At 66.9% G+C, this 18,651-nt stretch carries 22 protein-coding genes and 1 tRNA gene; 11 read left to right on the top strand and 12 right to left on the bottom strand.

Annotation, left to right across the window (positions count from 1 at the left end; genetic code table 11):
- A complete protein-coding gene (locus GR303_RS04310) occupies positions 1-603 on the bottom strand; it encodes a helix-turn-helix domain-containing protein (protein WP_161721233.1) in 603 nt (200 codons plus the stop codon).
- A 179-nt stretch (positions 604-782) separates the two neighbouring features.
- Here GR303_RS04310 and GR303_RS04305 point away from each other — a divergent pair, with 179 nt between their 5' ends.
- Positions 783-1,040 (top strand): hypothetical protein, encoded by a 258-nt coding sequence (locus tag GR303_RS04305; RefSeq protein WP_161721234.1) that lies wholly within the window; start codon positions 783-785, stop codon positions 1,038-1,040.
- An 18-nt stretch (positions 1,041-1,058) separates the two neighbouring features.
- On the opposite strand, the gene GR303_RS04300 is transcribed toward GR303_RS04305, so the two are convergent.
- Together GR303_RS04300 and GR303_RS04295 are read right to left on the bottom strand one after the other, a co-directional pair.
- Positions 1,059-2,600, bottom strand: a complete 1,542-nt coding sequence (locus GR303_RS04300) for a coiled-coil domain-containing protein (protein WP_161721235.1) — start codon at positions 2,598-2,600, stop codon at positions 1,059-1,061.
- Between the two features lie 83 nt (positions 2,601-2,683).
- A complete protein-coding gene (locus GR303_RS04295) occupies positions 2,684-3,805 on the bottom strand; it encodes a TAXI family TRAP transporter solute-binding subunit (RefSeq protein WP_161721236.1) in 1,122 nt (373 codons plus the stop codon).
- Positions 3,806-4,234: 429 nt separating this feature from the next.
- On the opposite strand from GR303_RS04295, the gene minC reads away from it, so the two are divergent.
- The 3 genes from minC to minE are packed head-to-tail and all read left to right on the top strand — an operon-like array spanning position 4,235 to position 6,050.
- Positions 4,235-4,957 carry a septum site-determining protein MinC gene (minC, locus tag GR303_RS04290; protein ID WP_161721237.1) on the top strand — a complete coding sequence of 241 codons (723 nt, stop codon included), beginning with the start codon at positions 4,235-4,237 and terminating at the stop codon, positions 4,955-4,957.
- Between the two features lie 17 nt (positions 4,958-4,974).
- Entirely contained in the window at positions 4,975-5,790 is an 816-nt protein-coding gene (gene minD / locus GR303_RS04285) for a septum site-determining protein MinD (RefSeq protein ID WP_161721238.1), read from the top strand.
- Positions 5,787-6,050 carry a cell division topological specificity factor MinE gene (gene minE, locus GR303_RS04280; protein ID WP_161721239.1) on the top strand — a complete coding sequence of 88 codons (264 nt, stop codon included), beginning with the start codon at positions 5,787-5,789 and terminating at the stop codon, positions 6,048-6,050. The genes minD and minE overlap by 4 nt, the downstream gene beginning before the upstream one ends.
- 46 nt (positions 6,051-6,096) lie before the next feature.
- On the opposite strand, the gene GR303_RS04275 is transcribed toward minE, so the two are convergent.
- From GR303_RS04275 to GR303_RS04260, 4 genes are all read right to left on the bottom strand, one after another.
- Positions 6,097-7,242 (bottom strand): thermonuclease family protein, encoded by a 1,146-nt coding sequence (locus GR303_RS04275; protein ID WP_161721240.1) that lies wholly within the window; start codon positions 7,240-7,242, stop codon positions 6,097-6,099.
- The gene (locus tag GR303_RS04270; protein ID WP_161721241.1) at positions 7,235-8,023 is read right to left on the bottom strand and encodes a hypothetical protein; all 789 of its coding nucleotides are present in this window, start codon (positions 8,021-8,023) and stop codon (positions 7,235-7,237) included. Before GR303_RS04270 ends, GR303_RS04275 begins: the two co-directional genes overlap by 8 nt.
- Before the next feature lie 153 nt (positions 8,024-8,176).
- A complete protein-coding gene (locus tag GR303_RS04265) occupies positions 8,177-8,566 on the bottom strand; it encodes a septal ring lytic transglycosylase RlpA family protein (RefSeq protein ID WP_161721242.1) in 390 nt (129 codons plus the stop codon).
- A gap of 168 nt (positions 8,567-8,734) precedes the next feature.
- Positions 8,735-9,979 (bottom strand): MFS transporter, encoded by a 1,245-nt coding sequence (locus tag GR303_RS04260; protein WP_161721243.1) that lies wholly within the window; start codon positions 9,977-9,979, stop codon positions 8,735-8,737.
- 237 nt (positions 9,980-10,216) lie between these two features.
- Between GR303_RS04260 and GR303_RS04255 the strand changes: the two genes are divergently transcribed.
- A complete protein-coding gene (locus tag GR303_RS04255) occupies positions 10,217-11,206 on the top strand; it encodes a DMT family transporter (RefSeq protein WP_161721244.1) in 990 nt (329 codons plus the stop codon).
- On the opposite strand, the gene GR303_RS04250 is transcribed toward GR303_RS04255, so the two are convergent.
- A complete protein-coding gene (locus GR303_RS04250) occupies positions 11,142-11,432 on the bottom strand; it encodes a hypothetical protein (protein WP_161721245.1) in 291 nt (96 codons plus the stop codon). The two genes, GR303_RS04255 and GR303_RS04250, sit on opposite strands and share 65 nt — an antisense overlap.
- Before the next feature lie 214 nt (positions 11,433-11,646).
- Here GR303_RS04250 and GR303_RS04245 point away from each other — a divergent pair, with 214 nt between their 5' ends.
- From GR303_RS04245 to GR303_RS04220, 6 genes are all read left to right on the top strand, one after another.
- Entirely contained in the window at positions 11,647-12,000 is a 354-nt protein-coding gene (locus tag GR303_RS04245; protein WP_161721246.1) for a hypothetical protein, read from the top strand.
- A 238-nt stretch (positions 12,001-12,238) separates the two neighbouring features.
- A complete protein-coding gene (locus GR303_RS04240; RefSeq protein ID WP_161721247.1) occupies positions 12,239-12,448 on the top strand; it encodes a cold-shock protein in 210 nt (69 codons plus the stop codon).
- Between the two features lie 94 nt (positions 12,449-12,542).
- On the top strand, positions 12,543-12,761 hold the full coding sequence (locus GR303_RS04235; protein ID WP_161721248.1) for a hypothetical protein: 219 nt from the start codon (positions 12,543-12,545) through the stop codon (positions 12,759-12,761).
- Positions 12,762-12,834: 73 nt separating this feature from the next.
- A complete protein-coding gene (locus tag GR303_RS04230; RefSeq protein ID WP_161721434.1) occupies positions 12,835-13,737 on the top strand; it encodes a methyltransferase in 903 nt (300 codons plus the stop codon).
- Positions 13,734-14,498, top strand: coding sequence for a pseudouridine synthase (locus tag GR303_RS04225; protein ID WP_161721249.1), 765 nt, complete (start codon positions 13,734-13,736; stop codon positions 14,496-14,498). Before GR303_RS04230 ends, GR303_RS04225 begins: the two co-directional genes overlap by 4 nt.
- Before the next feature lie 61 nt (positions 14,499-14,559).
- A tRNA-Arg gene (locus GR303_RS04220) sits at positions 14,560-14,636 on the top strand.
- Positions 14,637-14,705: 69 nt separating this feature from the next.
- Here the strand turns inward: GR303_RS04220 and GR303_RS04215 are convergent.
- From GR303_RS04215 to GR303_RS04200, 4 genes are all read right to left on the bottom strand, one after another.
- Positions 14,706-16,277 (bottom strand): calcium-binding protein, encoded by a 1,572-nt coding sequence (locus tag GR303_RS04215; RefSeq protein ID WP_161721250.1) that lies wholly within the window; start codon positions 16,275-16,277, stop codon positions 14,706-14,708.
- A gap of 129 nt (positions 16,278-16,406) precedes the next feature.
- A complete protein-coding gene (locus tag GR303_RS04210; protein WP_161721251.1) occupies positions 16,407-16,574 on the bottom strand; it encodes a YqaE/Pmp3 family membrane protein in 168 nt (55 codons plus the stop codon).
- Positions 16,575-16,641: 67 nt separating this feature from the next.
- Positions 16,642-17,406, bottom strand: a complete 765-nt coding sequence (locus tag GR303_RS04205; protein ID WP_161721252.1) for an SDR family NAD(P)-dependent oxidoreductase — start codon at positions 17,404-17,406, stop codon at positions 16,642-16,644.
- Positions 17,403-18,644, bottom strand: coding sequence for an acyl-CoA dehydrogenase (locus GR303_RS04200; RefSeq protein ID WP_161721253.1), 1,242 nt, complete (start codon positions 18,642-18,644; stop codon positions 17,403-17,405). The genes GR303_RS04205 and GR303_RS04200 overlap by 4 nt, the downstream gene beginning before the upstream one ends.
- Between the last annotated feature and the right edge of the window lie 7 nt (positions 18,645-18,651).

Raw genomic sequence — 18,651 nt, 5'->3', positions numbered from 1 at the left:
TCAGCTTTTGGCGCCGGTGGGGCCTGCCCGTCCGTCGGTGGCGAGGGCCACCAGGTAGCGGGCCGGTTCCCCGGCGAGGTTGCGGAAGACGGTCGGGCGATCGAGGCGCATGGACAGGCAGTCCCCCGCGGCCAGCCGGTAGGTCTCGTCGCCGAGGGTGAGCTCGATGCCGCCCTCGACGATCCAGATCTGCTGATGGACCATAGCGGCACGGTGCCCCGTGTCGTAGGCGACGCGCGCGCCGGGCGGGAGGATCACCTCGACCAGCTCGATCGGGGAAGGAAAGCCGGGAGCCGAGAGGTTGCGGCGCAGATAGCCGCTTTCCGGGTCGCGCCAGACGGGCTGGCTCTCCCGTCGCGCCAGGGGGGAGGCGTCGGCGCCTTCCCTGGCCGCAAAGAGCGAAGCCAGCGTCACGCCCAGGCCCGCCGCAAGCTTGTCGAGCACGGCGGCCGTGGGGCTGCTCTCGCCCCGCTCGATCAGGGAGATCATCGAGCGGCTCACGCCGGTGCGCTCGGCCAGGCCGTCGAGGCTCAGCCCGCTCCCGGAGCGCAGCTCCCGCAGGCGCGCCGACAGGTGGGCGGTGATGCTCGACGGAGTATCCATGAAAATATACTATTTATCCAGTATATTGGAGTCAAGCCTCGATGGGCCTGCGGGGGCGTCAATCTTCCGTTCACCGGAGACTGGCACAAAGCGGGGCCGGAACTTAAGGCTGCGGTTTGCTGTGGATCACGCCGGGGCCCTCCATTGCCCTCAGCGCGCCAAAGGAAGATTTTGAAGGCATGTCGAACGTGATCCCCCTCGCTCCGCGCCTGAAGCCAGGACGCGCCTCGACCGCCGACGCGGAGGAGCGGGCAGCCTTGGCCGCCGAGCTCATCGACCTGATCGAGCGGGTGCGCGAGCTGACGGAGCATGTGGCCGGCCTTCCCGGGCCAGCCCTGCAGGTCCAGCAGACGGCCCAGCATCTGCTCGATGCCGGCACGGCCCTGGAGCGGGCCGTGGATTCGCTGACCGAAGGCGGCGAGTGGGTGCCGTTCTAAAGCGCCCCATCCATCGGCTTACTTGAGCGCATCCAGCCGCTCCCCGGCCTGAGCAAGGCCCAGAGCCTGTGCCCTGGCGTAGAACTCGCGCGCCTTGCCGGTGTCGCCGCGCAACCCGAGCGCGCCCAGCCGCGACAGGGCATTCGGGTCGAAGGTCTCGGCCAGAAGGAAGGCGGCGCGGGCATGGCCGCTCGCCAGGGCGCGTTCCAGAAGGAGGCGCGCGCCGCTCACGTCGCCCTTGCTTAGAAGCTCCTCGGCACGGGCCACGAGGCGGTCGTCGGCCTTTGGCGGCTCGGCCGCGGGCTCAGGCCGCGGGGCGGCGGCCTGGATCTCCGTCTTCGGCCGCTCGGGCGCGAGCGGCAGCGGGTCGATCCCGGAGGGCAGGAACGCCACCACGACCGATCCGGTCTCCTGCCGCGGCAGGGCGGGAGGGGTCTCCCGAGGCGCAGGCCTGCGCTCCTCGGACGCAGACCTCGCCTCGACCGGCCCTGCGGCTGCCGCTGGCCCGGAGGGTGCTGCGTCGGGCGGGGGGAAGGACGGTTCGTTGCCTGCTGCGGCAAGACGCAGCATCACCGGTGTCGGGCCCGCCTGCCGGAGAGCCTGCGCGGCGCGCAGCTCCTCTCCCGTCTGGGCAAGCTCCTGCGCCAGGGCATCGCCGCGCATCTGGGCCCGGGCCAAGGCCCGCTCCAGCTCCGAGGCCTGGGCAGCCTGCGTGTCTCGCGCGTTACGGAGATCCTGCAGCTCCCGTTGCAGGCCTGTCAGCTGGCGCATGGCGTCGGCGCCCCGTTCCCGCTCCTGCTGCAGGAGAGCCTCCATGTCGGCGCCGCGCGCGGCGGAGGCCGTGCTCTGGCCCTTGGCTTCCTGCAGGGCGCGGTACTCGCCGTAGAGCTTCTGCAGCTCCCGTTCCGCCACGGCGGCCCGGTCCTGCTCCCGCTGCAGCGCCTGACGCATCTCGGAGACGAGAAGGGCCTTGGCCTGCGTTTCGGTCTCGAACCGCGCAGCAAGCATGTTGTGGTCCTGCATGAGGGTGGCGAGCGTCTGCGAGACCATGCTGCCGAGGGACTGCTCGCGCTCCAGGGCCTCCTGCAGGGCAGCAAGGTTGTGAGATGTCGTCTCCGGCAGAACCGGGCAGGCCTGAGCCGCCGAAGACGAAGCGGGCGCCGGGGTCGGCGGGAGGGCGCTCTGGATGCCGAGGTCCTGCAGGGTCCCGAGCAGGCCGGGATCGTTCAGGTAGTCGCTGAGGGCAATGGCAAGGGTGCCGACTTCGATGGCCGTGTTGAGAATGGTCTCGGCCGCTTTCATGTCCCCCCGCCGCATGGCCGCTTCGAGGTGGGCCGCAAGCTGCTTGCGGTTCGGGGAGGTGAGGAGAAGCGGCAGGAGCCCCCGCAGGTCGTTCCTGTCGGCCGCGGCGGTCGCAGGGCCGCCTTGCGCTGCGGGACCGAAGCCTTTGGGAGAGGAGGTCTCGGCGCCGGCAGGGCCGAGGAGCGCCAGGCCGAGAAGGGTGGCCGCCACGGTTTCCGTGGTGAGGTGCTTCAAAGCGGATGGTCGATGCCCAATCATGTCGGACCTCCTTCCGAAGGGCCAAAGGCTGGGAGGGCCTTTGGCTTTGGTCCTGTCTCGGGTTCTTGGTCTTGAAGGCTCAATCAATCCTGTCTGGCGCTACGCCGCAGGGCTCTCTGCCGGTCGCTCTGCCAGGCGAGGAACTCCCTGAACAGCACCTCGCGCTGCTCGGCCGAGACATTGATGCCCCGGTCCTTGATGAAGGTCTCGAAGCTCTGGACCTGGGGCGCCGGCCTGCTGGCCGCGGCGGCGCGGTCGAGCCAGTCCTGAGCCGGCCTCACACGTTCCCATCCGGGCACGTCGGCAGCGAGGTTGACTTCCTTCCACTTCGGATGACGCCCCGGCTGCAGGAACTCGTCGAAGCGGGAGAAGAAGGCATCCACGAAACGCCTGACCCGGTTGTAGCGGTCGGAGTTCTCGGGCCAGTTGAACACGGCGAGCAGGCTGCCGACGGCCAGGGTCTCGACGGGCTTGTCCTTGCCCACGAGCTGCGGGTAATCCCCATTCTCGAAGCGGGCCGGGAAGTAGCTTTCGGCGATCTCTCCCTCGAAGGGGATGGAGAGAAGATGGAAGCGCCCGTCGGTCTGAAACTCCGCGATGGCCCGCACCGGCCGGCCGGCCACATAGACGGCGGCCTGGATCTCGCCGGACTTCAGCTTCGCGTAGGAGGACGCCTGATCGAAGGTGGTCACCTCGGGCTTGATCCCGAGCTTCTCGAAGATCAGGCGCGAGGTCAGGTTGGTGCCGCTGCCGGCCTTGTCGATATTGACCTTCCGGCCCTCGAGCTGCCGGAGGTCCGTGATCTCGCGGCTGGCGATGATGTGGACCTCCTCGTTGTAAAGGCGGGTGATGAAGCGCAGGCGCCGCACGGCGCTGTCCTGCAGGTTCTCCGCCTTCAGCTGCTCGCGCGCATCCATCTGCACGATGCCGATGTCGACGCCGCGCAGGAACATGATGTCGCGCAGGTTCTGCAGCGAGCCGCGCCCGATCATGGGCAGCACGCGCAGGTCTTCGCCATCGAGCACGTTGGCGAGGTCGGCCGCGATGCGGATGTAGGTGCCGTCGGCTCCGCCCGAGATGACGCCGAGGGTTCCCGCATTGGCGCGGGAGGGGGCGAAGGCCGGCCCGGTCTGGGCCTGGGCGCAGGACAGTGCTGCCGCGAGCACCGCCCCTGCGATGCCGGCCTGGCGCAGCCAATGTCTCAAACCATGCTGGGTTGATTGAAGAACCGAAACTCGACCCGACATTCTCGTCCTCCCGTGGACCTGGCCTTGCGACCGCCTGTCGATTCGATCGTTCTGTTTTCGCAATTCGTCGCCTGAAAATAATCTTGAAAACTGGGAAAACAAAACGAAAGAAAGCTCATCCTATGCCCATTGTTCTCTGGGTCAATTCAGCTTTGAACGTAAACTACTACTCAAGAAGTGATATCGAATACTCATAAAGGGATAGGTTTTATCTTTATATTCCTTGAAGGGGGCGAATGTCTCTCCTTGTCCCCAGGATTCTCCGGAAGCGGATGCGCAGGGACGACGGCAAAATTCGCAATTTTCTTGATCGTCAGCCGGCACCTTTAACCGTCCATTAACCATAAACGGTCGAAATCATGGGGTATTAAAGGAATCTGAACTCCCGTGACCATTGCCGTTCGAAATCGTCCATCGCTTCGCTTCCGCGGCAGGTCCTTCATGGCCCTGGTGCTCGCGCCTGAGGTGCCGCTGAGGGACTGGCTCGAAGACCTCGACGCCGTCTCGGAGCGCTCGCCCGGATTTTTCACCGGGCGTCCCATCATTGCCGATGTGTCCTCGCTCAAGCCCTCGAAGTCGGAGCTGAAGTTCCTGCTCGCGGCCTTCAAGATGCGCAACATCCGCGTCATCGGCCTCGAGGGCGCCGCGCCCGAGAACGTGGACGCCGACATGCCGCCGCAGATCAGCGGCGGAAAGCCCGCGGGCGAGATCGACGTTCCGGATGCGGCGAACGCTGCCATGGCCGCGGCGGGCTCGCCCTTCGGGGATGCGCCCGTGCCGGAGAAGTCGCTCCTGATCGAGGGCTCGGTGCGCTCGGGCCAGTCGATCCTTCACCCGGAAGGCGACGTGACGGTTCTGGGTTCGGTGGCTTCGGGCTCCGAGATCGTCGCGGGCGGCTCGATCCATGTCTACGGCTCCCTGCGCGGCCGCGCCATCGCCGGATGCACCGGAAACAGCAAGGCGCGCATCTTCTGCCGCAAGTTCGAAGCCGAGTTGATTGCGATCGATGGGCTCTACAAGACCGCCGACGATCTCGGCGGCAAGTTCCTCGGTCAGCCCGTGCAAGTGAACCTGGATGGCGACTCCATCATCCTGAAAACCATGGATTGAGAGAAAGAGAGACGACAATGGCCAAAGTCTTGGTCGTAACTTCCGGCAAGGGTGGCGTTGGCAAGACAACGTCTTCGGCGGCTCTGGGCGCGGCGCTGGCGCATGGCGGCGAGAAGGTCGTCGTCATCGACTTCGACGTCGGCCTGCGCAACCTGGATCTCGTGATGGGAGCCGAGCGCCGGGTGGTGTTCGACCTCATCAACGTGGTGCAGGGCGATGCGAAGCTCAATCAGGCGCTCATCCGCGACAAGCGGCTGGAGAACCTCTCCCTGCTGCCGGCCTCCCAGACCCGCGACAAGGATGCGCTGACGGAAGAGGGCGTCGAGCGCGTCCTCAACGAGCTGCGCGAAAAGTTCGACTGGATCATCTGCGACAGCCCGGCCGGCATCGAGCGCGGCGCGACCATGGCCATGCGCCATGCGGACGTCGCGGTGGTCGTCACCAATCCGGAAGTCTCCTCGGTGCGCGACTCCGACCGCATCATCGGGCTGCTCGACTCCAAGACCGAGAAGGCCGAGAAGGGCGAGCGCATCGAGAAGCACCTGCTGCTCACCCGCTACGATCCCGTCCGTGCCGAGCGCGGCGAGATGCTCAAAGTCGACGACGTTCTCGAGATCCTCTCCATCCCGCTCATCGGCATCATCCCTGAGAGCGAGGAAGTGCTGCGGGCCTCGAACGTGGGCTCGCCGGTGACGCTCAACAATCCTGCCAGCGCGCCGGGCCGGGCCTATTTCGATGCGGTGCGCCGGCTCAAGGGCGAGACTGTCGAGCTCACCATCCCGACCGACAGGAAGGGCCTGTTCGGCAAGCTGTTCGGACGGAGGGCCGCATGAACCTCTTGAGCTTCTTCAACCGGCGCACCTCCGCGCCCGTGGCGCGCGAGCGCCTGCAGATCCTGCTGGCGCACGAGCGCGGCATCGTCGGGGGCAAGCCCGATCTTGTCGCCCAGCTGCGGGAAGAGATCCTGGCCGTCGTCCGCCGCCACGTGATGGTGGAGCAGGACAACGTTCAGGTGAAGATGAATCGCGACTCGGACATCTCGACCCTCGAGATCGAGATCGAGATTCCCGCTCCCGCCGCAGTGAGCGCCTAAGCCACGATCGAGGTGAGCGGCTCCTGCCGATGCAGGGGCCGCTTTTTTATGGCTGCTGCTTGCCCCAGACGCCGATCTTCGCCTCGCGGGCCTTGTCGGCGGCGGCCTTCAGCTCCGGCGTCGCCTCCCCGGTCGGCTTCCCGCCGCCATTGAACAGCACCACGCGCGACAGGTCCTGACCTCCGACCTGGCACCGGTACACGTCGTTCGCGCCCGCCGGCGTGCAGGCCACCTCGCGCCCCTGAAGATACTGCGCCAGATCCTCCGGCTTGCCGGCGCCGGGAGCCCATTCGACGCCGAACAGGCGCACCACCTCGCCGTTCAGCGAGAGCGTTGCCGTATCGATCACCTCGGGCACGCCCCGCAGGGAGCCGGAGGCGTTGGTCGAGCCGGTCGTCAGGGGCTCCGGATCGCGGATCGGGCCGGGCGTGGCGGCGCTCGGGCCGGAAGGAGCCCTCGCCACCGCCTGCGACGGCGCGTCGTCGCCCCGGAACAGCAGGGCGCCGACCCCCAGAAGCGCAAGAACCGCCACGGCGCCCAGGATCAGGCTCGGTCGCGCCCAGGAGCGCGCGCCCATGGTGCCGAACACCATGCGGTCGTGCTCGGCAGCCGCCGCATCTCCATCCTCGGACCGGACCTTGGGCCCGAGCCGCGATGCGGCGGCTTTCCAGCCGTCGAGCGTGGTGCGGGACCATTCATGGATGCGCAGCTTCTTCTGCTGCGGCATCTGCAAGGGCATGGGCTCGGCCCGAGCCGGGTGGACCTCCTGCTTGGAGCCGGCCTCCTTCGTATCGAGGGTGAGCCAGTCGCGCCGCGGCTTGGCGGGCGCCTTCGGCGTTCCGTCGTCCACGGCTTTGGCCGGCTCCTCCGGCTTCGCGGGCCTGAACAGAACCGGATAGCGCCCGCGCAGCTCCGCCAAGAGATCCTGGAGCGTGAACTCCGAGTGCTGCCCGTCCCTCTCGATGGTCCGCGGCTTGCCGTCATGATCGATGACCGTGAGCTTGAGCTCCCCATCCACCTCCGATGGCCGCACGGAGGATTCGATGATCAGCTCGAGGGCACGGCGGGCATCGTCGGTGGGATTGATCCTGTCGAGTTCCGCATGGATGGTCTCGCGCATCTTCTCCCGCATGCGGGTCCAGGAGCGGCGCGAATCCGCGGATGGATCCTGGGCGATCGTGTCGTCAATCATGAGAGGCTCCCTCAGCGAGGTTGCGCTTGCGTTCCTGGCCGAGCAGCGTGCTGTGCTCGGCCACGATCACAGGCCTGTCGCCGATGAATTGAACCACGAGCTGCAGCGCTCCCGTCCCCTGAGAGATGCGTCGGCGCCTGGGATGGGAGGCCGTGAAGTCGAAGACCGCATGTACCGTGCAGATCTCCCCGGCCGGGTTGCACACCGTGCCGACCCCGTCCTCGCGCGGGCGGTACTCCCGCTCCGGCCAGCGCTTCACGAAGCGGCGCTTCTCGTCGAAAAGCCGCTTCAGGCTGACCTCGCGGCCGTGAAACAGCACGCGCGGGGCGTAGAAGGCTGCCGTTGCCTCGAGGGCTGCGTCGTTCGGGGCAGACCAGGAGTTGAGATAGTCGGTGGCAAACCGCTTGGCCACGGAGGCCCTGGCGGTGCGCTTGTCGTCTTCCGGGTCGCGCCTCGGCTGGGCCGTCACGGCTGGCGGCGCGGCGGAAGGCGGGGAGGCGGGCTGCTCCGCCTGGCGGCTGGGGGCGGGATCGGGCCGGATGATCGGGGTCTGCGGCTGCGCGGATTGAACGGGAGGGTTCGTTGCAGGCGGGGCCGGCGAGGCAGCCTGCGGCGGGGGCGATGCCGGCGCCTGGGACCCGGGCGAAGGGGGCGGCGCTGCCGAGCCCTCGGCCGGAGGGTCGATCCAAGCTCGTCCGGTCTGCGCGGCGGCCATGGGGGCTGCAGCCGTCAGCAGCGTCAGGACAGCGGTGTTGAGTGCCAGCGGCCAACCGATTTTCATGCGTTTCCCAAAGGCCTCTTCTGGAGAAAAGGTGACGGGGGAAAAGCGGATGAAAGGGGTCTGAGTTCCATAAATCTCCCGGCCGGGGATGCCGGCCAGGAGGTTTTCGCAATCGTTAGGTGATGAAAAAAATCGATAGGAAAAGGGAGCGCATCAGAGCTGCGCGAGGGTGACGGAACCGACCCCCGAGATGCCGATCGCCTGCGCCGAGGCCTTGGAGAGATCAATCACGCGGCCATGGGCGAAAGGACCGCGATCGTTGATGCGTACGACGACGGACTTGCCGGTGCGCTTGTTCACCACCCGCACCTTGGTGCCGAAGGGGAGGGTGCGATGGGCGGCGGTGAGAGCATGGGTGTTGAAGGTTTCGCCGCTGGCCGTCCTGCGTCCGTGAAAGCCCGGGCCATACCAGGAGGCGCGGCCGCTCTGGATCACTCTGCTGGAGGTTTCAGCCGGCTGCGCCTGCGCCACCGGCGCAGAGAAGAGAGCCGATCCGGCGATGAACAAGCCGGCGAGTGTGAGCGTTGCCTTGCGTTGATCCACGTTGCATTCCCTTATTTGTTGTACGAGGTCGTGCAAGATGGAGGCTAATGGGGCAAGAATAAGACGTTCTACATGGTAGATGAACGGCGGCTTTAGCCTGGACGAATTCTCTTCGCCGCGAATTTGTTGATTATATATTGTAACAAACGTTGATTATAGCCTGAGATTTCAGTTGCTATAGCCTCTTCCCGGAACGGCTGCATGACTCTGAGGCGGCAGCTTCGCCAGCCAGAAAGCCAGGGCCAGCGCTGCCATCAGCAGGCCTGTCACCAGACCCGCCACGCCTGGCCATCCCTCATGGGTCCAGAACACGCCTCCGAGAGTCCCGACGGTGCTCGAGCCGAGATAGTAGCAGAAGAGGTAGAGGGCCGAGGCCTGTGCCTTGGCCGTCGGGGCGCGGCTCCCCACCCAGCTGCTGGCGATGGAATGCCCGCCGAAGAAGCCGAAGGTGACGGCGACGATGCCCAACAGGACCATCGCGAGAGGCTGGAACAGCGTCAGCGCCACGCCGGCCAGCATGATGGCGATCATCGTCCAGAACACGCGCTGGCGGCCCAGCCGGTCGGCCAGCGCCCCGATCCAGGCGGAACTCCAGGTGCCGATCAGGTAGGCTGAGAACATGGCGCCGATGGCGCTCTGGCTGAGGGAATAGGGCGGCTTCGTGAGGCGGTAGCCGAGATAGTTGTAGAGGGTGACGAAGCCGCCCATGAGCAGGAAAGCCTCCGCGAACAGCGCGCGCAGGCCAGGGTCGCGCAGGTGCCCGTGGAGGGAGCGCAGCAATTCGGCGGGATGGGCCCGGCGCGGCTGGAAATGGGCCGATGCCGGCAGGCTCCGCCATGCGGCAAGGGCCGCGGCGAGCCCCGCCGCCCCGATCAGCCCGATCGCCAGCCGCCACGATCCGAGATCGGTCAGCACGCCGCTGATGATGCGGCCCGCCATGCCGCCTACCGCATTGCCCCCGATGAAGAGGCCCATGGCCAGTCCGATGGATTTCGGGTCCACCTCCTCGCTCACATAGGCCATGGCGACCGCGGGGAGGCCGCTGAGCGTGACCCCGATCAGCATGCGCGCCACCAGCAGGCCGGTCCAGGTCGGGGCAGCGGCGGAGAGGATGGTGAGCAGGGCCGAGGCGAGAAGCGAGGCCACCATCACGGGCTTGCGCCCCCAGACCTCGGACAGGGAGCCCGCCACGAGCATGGACACCGCCAGGAACCCGGTCGAAAGGGACAGGGAGAGGCTGCTCGCGGCCGCGCTCACCCCGAATTCGCGGGAGAATTCCGGCAGCAGGGGCTGGACGCAGTAGAGGATGGCGAAGGTCGAGAACCCGGCCGCGAAGAGGGCGAGGTTCAGCCGGCGGAAGGCCGGAGTCCCGCCGACCAGGCGGCTCGGGGTGGCGGGCGCGTCATGCTGCATGGGTTTCTTCCACCTGGCCGCGGTCCCTCGCGGGGTCGAGGCTCGCCAGCTTATGCTCAAGACGCAAGAGTAGGACAGGTGCCGAAGGGGTCCATTCGCATAAAGCATGGACCATCTGCCGAGTTTGCACTTCTCCGGGAGCGGAAACGGACCTTTGATGGAGCCCATCACCTCCTCTTTCTCGAGATCCTCGGGCTCGTTGCGCCCCCGCACGAGCCCTCTTTTTTTGAGCTCCTCATGACCGCCACCCCCGCCGCCAGGACGCATGCGGCTCCTGTGGAGCCCTCCGGCCAGACGGCTTCCTCTCCCCTGCGGGGCATCCTGTTCCTGATCGCCTCCACCGTGGTCTTCTCCGTCGCGGACGTGATCACCAAGCAGCTCGCGTCCACGCTGCCGCCGCCGGAGGTGGCCTGGATGCGCTATGTCACCTTCGCCCTCGTCGCGATTCCCGTCGTGCTGGCGAAGGGCGGGCCCACGCTCCTGCGCTCCCGGCGGCCCGGGCTGCAGGCGATCCGGGGCCTGGGGATGGTCGGCTCTTCCCTCCTGTTCATCGCGAGTCTCCCCTATCTTCCCGTGGCCGACGCCACGGCGATCTTCTTCGTCTCTCCCATCCTGATCATGGCGCTGTCGGTGGTCGTGCTGGGCGAGACGGTGGGCTGGCGGCGCTGGACCGCGGCGGCCGTCGGCTTCGTCGGGGTGATGGTCGTCATCCGCCCCGGAACGGGCGCCTTCCAGGCTGCGGCGCTCCTGCCCATCGCCGCGGCGTCGAGCTGGGCCGTGGGCGCGGTGGTGACCCGCAAGATCGGCGGCGATCATGCCTTCACGACGCTGGCTTGGTCGTCGCTCGTCGGCACCTTCGTGCTCTCCGCGCTGATGCCCTTCGCATGGGTGACGCCGGACACGGCCGAGATCGCCATGGGGCTCGCCATGGGCATCCTCTTCGCCATCGGGCACTGGCTCATCGTGCTGGCCTATCGCCACGGCAATGCGTCGCTGATCGCGCCGTTCTCCTATGTCCAGCTCATCTGGGCCGGCACGCTGGGCTATCTGGCCTTCGGCTCCGTGCCGGATGCCTGGACGGTGGCCGGCGCGGGGATCATCGCGCTCAGCGGCCTCTACACGGCCTATCGCGAGCGGGTGCGCGCGCGGCAGCGGGCGCTGTTCAGGCTGACGCGCTCGAGTGGACGACCCGCAGGCGCGGGCGCGCGGTGCGGCTGTAGAAGTTGAGCTCCACGAAATCCTCGTCGGCCGCGCCTTCCACCAGCCGGTAGCCAAACTGCTCCACCAGCGCCCGCACTTGGCCCAGGTTGTCCTTCGAGATGCGGCGGGTGAACTCCGTCAGATCCTGGCTCATCAGGGCCGCCACGATGCCGACTTCGACACCCTGGTCGAAATCGGCGCTGCGCGCCGGAAAGCGAAGCCGCATACCCTCAGCGAGATGAATGTGGTGCATGGGATCCTGATCGGTTCACAACTCGTTCGAGGCGGTTATCGGGCCAAAGATCCTACCGGTTGCTTAAATCCGGCAGGGCAGCGCCCGGGACCGGCGGCTGTGGTTAATCCTTCGTGCAGGCGGCCGGACGGGATCCCGAAGCTGGGCTGTGCATTAACCCACCGGCGTGGCGGCACAGCCCGCCTGCTCCGCATGATATTCCGGTGAGGCCAGCATGAGACAGCTATTGGTCGGGACCATCCTAGCAACCGTTCTTCTGGCCCCGGCGGCTCAGGGCGCCGACGTGACAAGGTCGGCGAGGGTCGCCCAGGCCCGAACCGTCCTTGTCCAGCCCGACCGCCCCATCGCAAGGCTCGCCGATCAGGGGCTTGGCTATTCCGTCGTGCATATGGGACCGGGCGCAGCACGGCGCGGCTACCGGGTGCACGTGACCTGCGCCATCGACGAAAGCTTCGTGCAGACCTATTGCCCCACCCCGGCCTATGTCTCCGCCTGTCCGAGGGCCCGGATCACCTGCGCGGATCCGACGGCCGCCGGCGAGATTCGCGCCCTGCGCCTGCGCTATTGATGCGGCGCCCGCCGGCGGGGCTTTCAACCTTTTCCGGAATCATGCCTTGTATTCGCCGTAAGGGAGCACTAAGTCATTCTTATCGACATTTGGCCGGACAATCGGGCCGTTTCGCCTTGGCATGCCAGGCGCACGTTCAGACAACTCTTCCCAAACATCGACGAAACGGGTGCAAGGTCGCGCGTCTGCGCGCCCTCATGCCCACGTGCACTGACACTGACAGACCAAGGATATTCCCATGATTACGGGCACCGTGAAATTCTACAACGACCAAAAGGGCTTCGGCTTCATCCAGCCCGACAACGGCGAGAAGGACGTGTTCGTCCACGCCACGGCTCTTGAGAGGGCTGGCCTGCGCGGCCTGCGCGAAGGCCAGAAGGTGTCCTTCGACACCGCCGAGGATCGTCGTTCCGGCAAGGTCGCCGTCAACAACATCCAGACGGCGTAATGGCCGTCTACATGCAGACGAGCGGCGCGCTTCGCGCGCCGCCCGGCGAAGCCGCTCCTCACGGGGCGGCTTTCTGCTTCCTGAGGAGAGACGCATGACGCACAAGTATTCCATGGGCCAACTGGTCAACGCCGCGGCGGCGCATTTTGCCGACCGCACGAGCGGCACTTACGAGATCGTTCGCCTCATGCCCGAGGACAGCCGCGGGGAGCGGGGCTACCGCATCAGGGATACGGTGAGCGGTTCCCAGCGCGCCGTCGGCGAATCGGAGATCCGTGCGGCCGGTGCGGAGCGGGCCCACAAGGGCCGTTGAGGCTTACCTTTCGGGCCGCGGCCGTCTAAGAACGCTGGCGTTCAGCGTGGACCTTCAGACCTTGCACGATCCGATCCGAAGCGGCGTTTATGGAACGCCACCGGCCGAACTGGCCGAGGCGCCGGAGGGCGCAATCCAGTTCTCACCCCTGATCCCCGGTTCCGCAGCGCTCGAGGAGCAGCCTGAGGGCTCCCTCGACAGCATGCTCGTGCTGGCGCCTCCGGGCACCGTGGAGCGGCGCTATACGGTGGCGCTGGCTCTCCGGGCGCTGGCCCCTGGCGGCTCCCTGACCGTACTGGCGGCGAAGGACAAGGGCGGCTCCCGGATCGCCAAGGAGCTTCGGGAATTCGGCTGCGAGGCCGGCGAGGTCTCGCGCCGGCACCATCGCATCTGCACGGCCGAGCGGCCGGAGCGCCTCACCGGGATCGGGGAGGCCCTCGCCGAGGGCGGTCCCCGACTCGACGAGGCGCTGAACCTGTGGACCTGGCCCGGCGTGTTCAGCTGGAACCGAATCGATCCCGGCAGTGCCCTCCTGGCGCAGACCCTGCCGGCTCTTGCCGGCCGCGGCGCGGATCTCGGCTGCGGCATCGGCATTCTCGCCCGCACGATCCTGGCCTCCCCCAAGGTCGAGCATCTGACGATGCTCGACATCGACCGCCGCGCCGTCGCCATGGCCGGGCGCAACATCGCCGATCCGCGCGCCGCGCTGCGCTGGACGGATGTCCGCTCCGGCACGGGGCTCAAGGGCCTCGACTTCGTGGTGATGAACCCGCCTTTCCACGATGGCGGAGCCGAGGACCGGTCCCTCGGCCAGAGCTTCATCCGCCAGGCGGCGGAGTCTCTGCGCCCCGGCGGCGTGCTGTGGCTCGTGGCCAACCGGCACCTTCCCTACGAGGCCGTGCTGAAGCCCCTGTTCCGGCGCGTGACCCCAACGCTTGAGGCATCCGGCTACAAGATCCACGAGGCCCTTCGATGAGCAAGATTCCGACCCTGCGCCTCGACCGGCTCCTGGCCAATCTGGGCTACGGCTCCCGCCGCGAGGTTCAGCAGCTCGTCCATGCCGGGCTGGTCGTGCTGGATGGGATCGAGATCGAGGATCCCGATCAGCGCATCGCCGTAACCCGCGATCTCCCGGAGCGGATGCAGGTCCAGGGCAGGCCCCTCGATCCCCCGCCAGGCCTGGTGCTGATGCTGCACAAGCCTCTCGGCGTCACCTGCTCGCACAAGGAGGCCGGACCCCTGGTCTACGGTCTGCTGCCCGAGCGCTGGCGCCGGCGCGATCCCGCACTCTCAACCGTGGGGCGGCTCGACAAGGAGACCTCCGGCCTGCTGCTGATGACCGATGACGGCAGCCTCCTGCACCGGATCATCTCGCCCCGCGCCAGCATTCCCAAGCGCTACCACGTGACCCTCGATCGTCCCCTGAAGGGAGACGAGGGGGAGATCTTCGCCTCGGGAACCCTGATGCTCGAGGGCGAGGACAAGCCGCTCCTGCCGGCGCGGCTGGAGGTGCTCTCCCCGACCAGCGCCCATGTGACGGTGACGGAGGGGCGCTACCATCAGGTCCGGCGCATGTTCGCCGCCGTGGGCAACCATGTGACGGCCCTGCATCGGAACCGGATCGGGGCGCTCGACCTGCCGGAGGATCTGGAGCCGGGCCAGTACCGGCAGCTCGGAGAGGCGGATCTGTCCCTGGTCCTCCCGCCCACGGGAAGCTCATCCCGGCAGGCCCCGTGACCTCAGAGGTTGCCCTGGAAGCCGTAATCGGGTAGGGAAGAACCAGGCCCATCGCCGCAAAGCACCCGTAGCTCAGCTGGATAGAGCGTTGCCCTCCGAAGGCAAAGGTCACACGTTCGAATCGTGTCGGGTGCGCCATTTACTAAAGCATCGCTCCATTCGGTCCCTCGCCTGGCAGCCAGGGCGATCCGGCCGCGCCGGAGCCGGTCAGAAGACCACGAAGGCGGAGGCGCTCAGCTCCAGTTTTCCGACGCTGGCAAACTTGATCTGCAACGCCGATCCGGTGCCGTCGGGGTCGTAGTACAAGCTGCCCGAATCCTTGTCGTAGATGATCCGGTGTGATTTTGTGTGGGCCTCGTCGCCGATCCAGAAGCGGCTGGCGCTCAGCTTGCCCGTCCTGCCGATCTCGCTGAAGACCGACAGCTTCAGGCGGACCTGGTCGGCCCAGGGGTTGAGGTCGACCAGGGTGTCCACGTTGGTGCGGGAGTCCAGCGGCGTGTCGAAGACGAAGCGGTCGTAGCCCTCTCCGCTGGAGATCCTGTCGCGACCCTCGCCGCCGGACAGAACGTCATTCCCGGTGTCGCCGAAGAGCCTGTCGCTTCCGGCCTCTCCGCGCAGGCTGTCGTTGTTCCAGGAACCGTAGATCCTGTCGTTGCCGGCGCCGCCCCAGAGAATGCCGTTGCTCGGGCCGCCATAGAGAATGTCGTCGCCGTTCTCGCCGTAGAGACGGTCTGCTCCGTCGCCGCCATAGAGCGCGTCGCGTCCCTCGCCGCCTCGAATGACGTCGCGCCCGGTGCCGCCATAAACGGTGTCCCGTCCTCCCATTCCGTCGATCACATTGCCCGCATTGTTGCCGACGACGGTGTTGTTGAGTTCGTTGCCTGCAAGGCGCAGCCCGCGCTTGCCCTCGGCGACCAGCTTTTCCACGGCGCTGCCCCCGGACAGGGTGAAGTTCGAGCGCGCCAGGATCGTGTCGGCGCCCTCTCCGGCGCTCTCAAGGACGACGGCGCTGGTGCTGCCGACCCGGTAAGTATCGTTGCCTGCGCCGCCCGCCAGGGTGTCGGCCCCGCCAGCGCCGTCGATGAGGTTCTTTCCGCTGTTGCCGATGATGTGGTTGGCATAGGCGTTGCCGGTGAGCGCAAGGGCGGTGCGCCCGGTCGCGGCCTGCAGAACCTCGATGTGGCTTGACTTGGACAGCGTATAGCCGATGCGCGTGACGACCGTATCGATGCCGCCGTCGAACGCCTCGAAGATGCGGTCGCCCATGTCGCTGACGAAGTAGAGATCGTTGCCGATGCCGCCGGCCATCGTGTCGGCGCCGCGCCCGCCGTTGAGGGTGTCGTCGCCGCCGTAGCCCTCCAGAAAATCGCCGTTGGACGAGCCCTGCAGATAGTCGGCGCCCGCCATGACGAGCGCTGCCGCCGCGGCACCGCCGGCATGGAACGCGGCGAGTCCGCCCGAGTAGGAAAACTGCGCGAGGGGAGAGGAGGCGCTGCCGTAGACGATCCACGGATTTGAGTCAAAGCCGAACGTCATGGCCGCGACCGAGCCCTGGTTCATGGACAAGGAGGGGCCATAATAGGTCACCGGCACGCGGCCTCGGCTCGAGGCAACCTCGAAGGAAGCGAGGTTCGGGGTGATGGTCGCCGTCAGGCTGATTCCCGAGGCGGGACTGGCGAACAGATCGGCCAGGCGGCAGCCGAAGGGAAGGCCGTCGTAGAACTGAACATAGGCCATGGGAACCGCGGATGGTGGAGGGGAAGCTTGAGCGATGCTCATTCATAGCGGTTCATGACCCTACGTCACAAGGCTTCATCCGGCGATCCGGCACTCTCCTCGGGCGTATTCCCAAAGTATATGCCGCGCTTCCGTCTGGAGGCGCCCAGCCTTACGGGCATGGAGATCGGGTCAGCGGTTCCGGCGCGCGATGATCCAGACCGCGTGAACGATGCCGGGGATGTATCCCAGGATCGTCAGGAGGATGTTGAGCCAGAACTGTCCGCCCAGGCCCACCGTGAAGAACACGCCGACGGGGGGCAGGAGGATGGCAAGGAGGATGCGGAGCAGGTTTCCCATGGGCTCATCGGGCAGTGGAATCATCATAGGAACGGGAATGCGGTGCTCCTGTTCCACGTCCCGCCGATCATGCGATCGTGACCCCACCGTCGACGATCACGGTCTGGCCCGTCATGAAGCTTGAGGCCGACGAGGCCAGAAAGGCGGCCACCGGGCCGATCTCGTCCGGCGTGCCGATGCGGCGCAGGGGCGTCTGGCTGTTGCGCTGCTCCAACGCCTGCGGATCCTCCCACAGGGCGCGCGCGAAATCCGTCTTGATCAGGCCTGGCGCGATGCAGTTGATGCGCACGTTCTGCGGTCCCCATTCCACGGCGAGGTTGCGGGCCAGCGCGAAATCGGCCGCCTTGGAGATGCCGTAGCCCCCGATGACGCCCGTGCCGCGCAGGCCCGCGATGGACGAGACGATCACCACCGCGCCGCCGCCCCGCTCGGCCATCTCCGGCATGACGAGGTTGCAGAGCCAAAGATTGCTCTTCACGTTGGCGCCCATGATCTTGTCGAAGGCCTCGTCGCTCAATTGGTTCATGGGGCCGTAGACCGGATTGACCGCCGCATTGCAGACCAGAATGTCGATGGGGCCGAGGCACTCCCGCGTGCCCGCGACGAGCGCCTCGACTTCAGGTTTGCGCGAGATGTTGCAGGGGATGGCGACGGCCTCGCCGCCCTTCTCGCGGATGCCTTCGACCACCGGCTCGCAGGCCTCGATCTTGCGGCTCGACACCACGACCTTCGCACCGAGCGCGGCCATGGTTTCTGCGATGGAACGGCCGATGCCGCGGCTCGATCCGGTGACGATCGCGACTTTTCCAGTGAGATCGAAAGGAGACGTCATGCGGCGGGCCCTGCATTGTGCGGCCGATCGGCCGGCTTGTATTTCGCGAGTTCGATTTTGGCGACCGTCTCGCGGTGCACCTCGTCGGGGCCGTCGGCGAGGCGCAGCACGCGGGCGCGGGCATAGGCATAGGCGAGATGGAAATCCTGGGATACGCCGCCGCCGCCGCAGACCTGGATCGCCCGATCCACCACCTTCTGCGCCACGTTGGGCGCCACCACCTTGATCATGGCAATCTCGGCGCGCGCCGCCTTGTTGCCGACCTCGTCCATCATGCGTGCGGCCTGGAGCGTGAGCAGGCGGGCCTGATCGATCTCCATGCGCGATTCGGCGATCCAGTGGCGCGTCACGCCGTGGTCGGCCACTTGCCTGCCGAAGGTGCTGCGGGAGAGCGCGCGCCTGCACATGGTTTCCAGCGCCCGCTCCGCGAGGCCGATGGAGCGCATGCAGTGATGGATGCGCCCCGGCCCGAGCCTCCCTTGAGCGATCTCGAAGCCGCGCCCCTCGCCGAGCAGGATGTTGGAGGCGGGCACGCGAACGTTGTCGAAAACCACCTCCGCATGGCCATGCGGCGCGTCGTCATAGCCGAAGACGGTGAGCGGGCGGATCACCTGCACGCCGGGCGTGTCCATCGGCACCAGGATCATCGATTGCTGCTGGTGCTTGGGCGCGTCCGGGTTCGTCTTGCCCATGACGATGGCGATCTTGCAGCGCGGATCCATGGCGCCGGAGGTCCACCACTTGCGCCCGTTGATCACGTATTCGTCGCCCTCGCGGCGGATCTCGGTGCGGATGTTGGTGGCATCGGACGAGGCCACCTCCGGCTCCGTCATGGCGAAGCACGAGCGGATCTCGCCGTTCATCAGGGGCTTCAGCCAGCGCTCCTTGTGCTCCTCGGAGCCGTAGAGGATGAGCGTCTCCATGTTTCCCGTATCGGGTGCGGAGCAGTTGAACGGCTCTGCGCCGATGGGCGAGCGGCCCATGATCTCGCAGATCTGGGCGTATTCCACGTTGGTGAGCGAATCAGGATAGTGGCGCTTCGGGAGAAACAGGTTCCACAGCCCTTGGGCCTTGGCGCGCTCTTTAAGATCCTCCATGACCGGCGCCACGCCCCAGCGCGTGGGCATTGCGCCGAGCTGCTGCTCGAACACCTCCTCGGCGGGATAGACATGGGTTTCCATGAACTCCGTCACCCGCGTGCGGAGCTCCTCGGCTCGGGGGCTCAAGGGGAACAGCATCGCAATC

It is taken from the genome of Microvirga arsenatis, from assembly GCF_009910705.1.
GTDB classification, from domain to species: Bacteria; Pseudomonadota; Alphaproteobacteria; order Rhizobiales; family Beijerinckiaceae; genus Microvirga; species Microvirga arsenatis.
The sequence above is the reverse complement of the archived record's forward strand: the minus strand, read 5'-3'. Positions and strand labels throughout refer to the sequence as shown.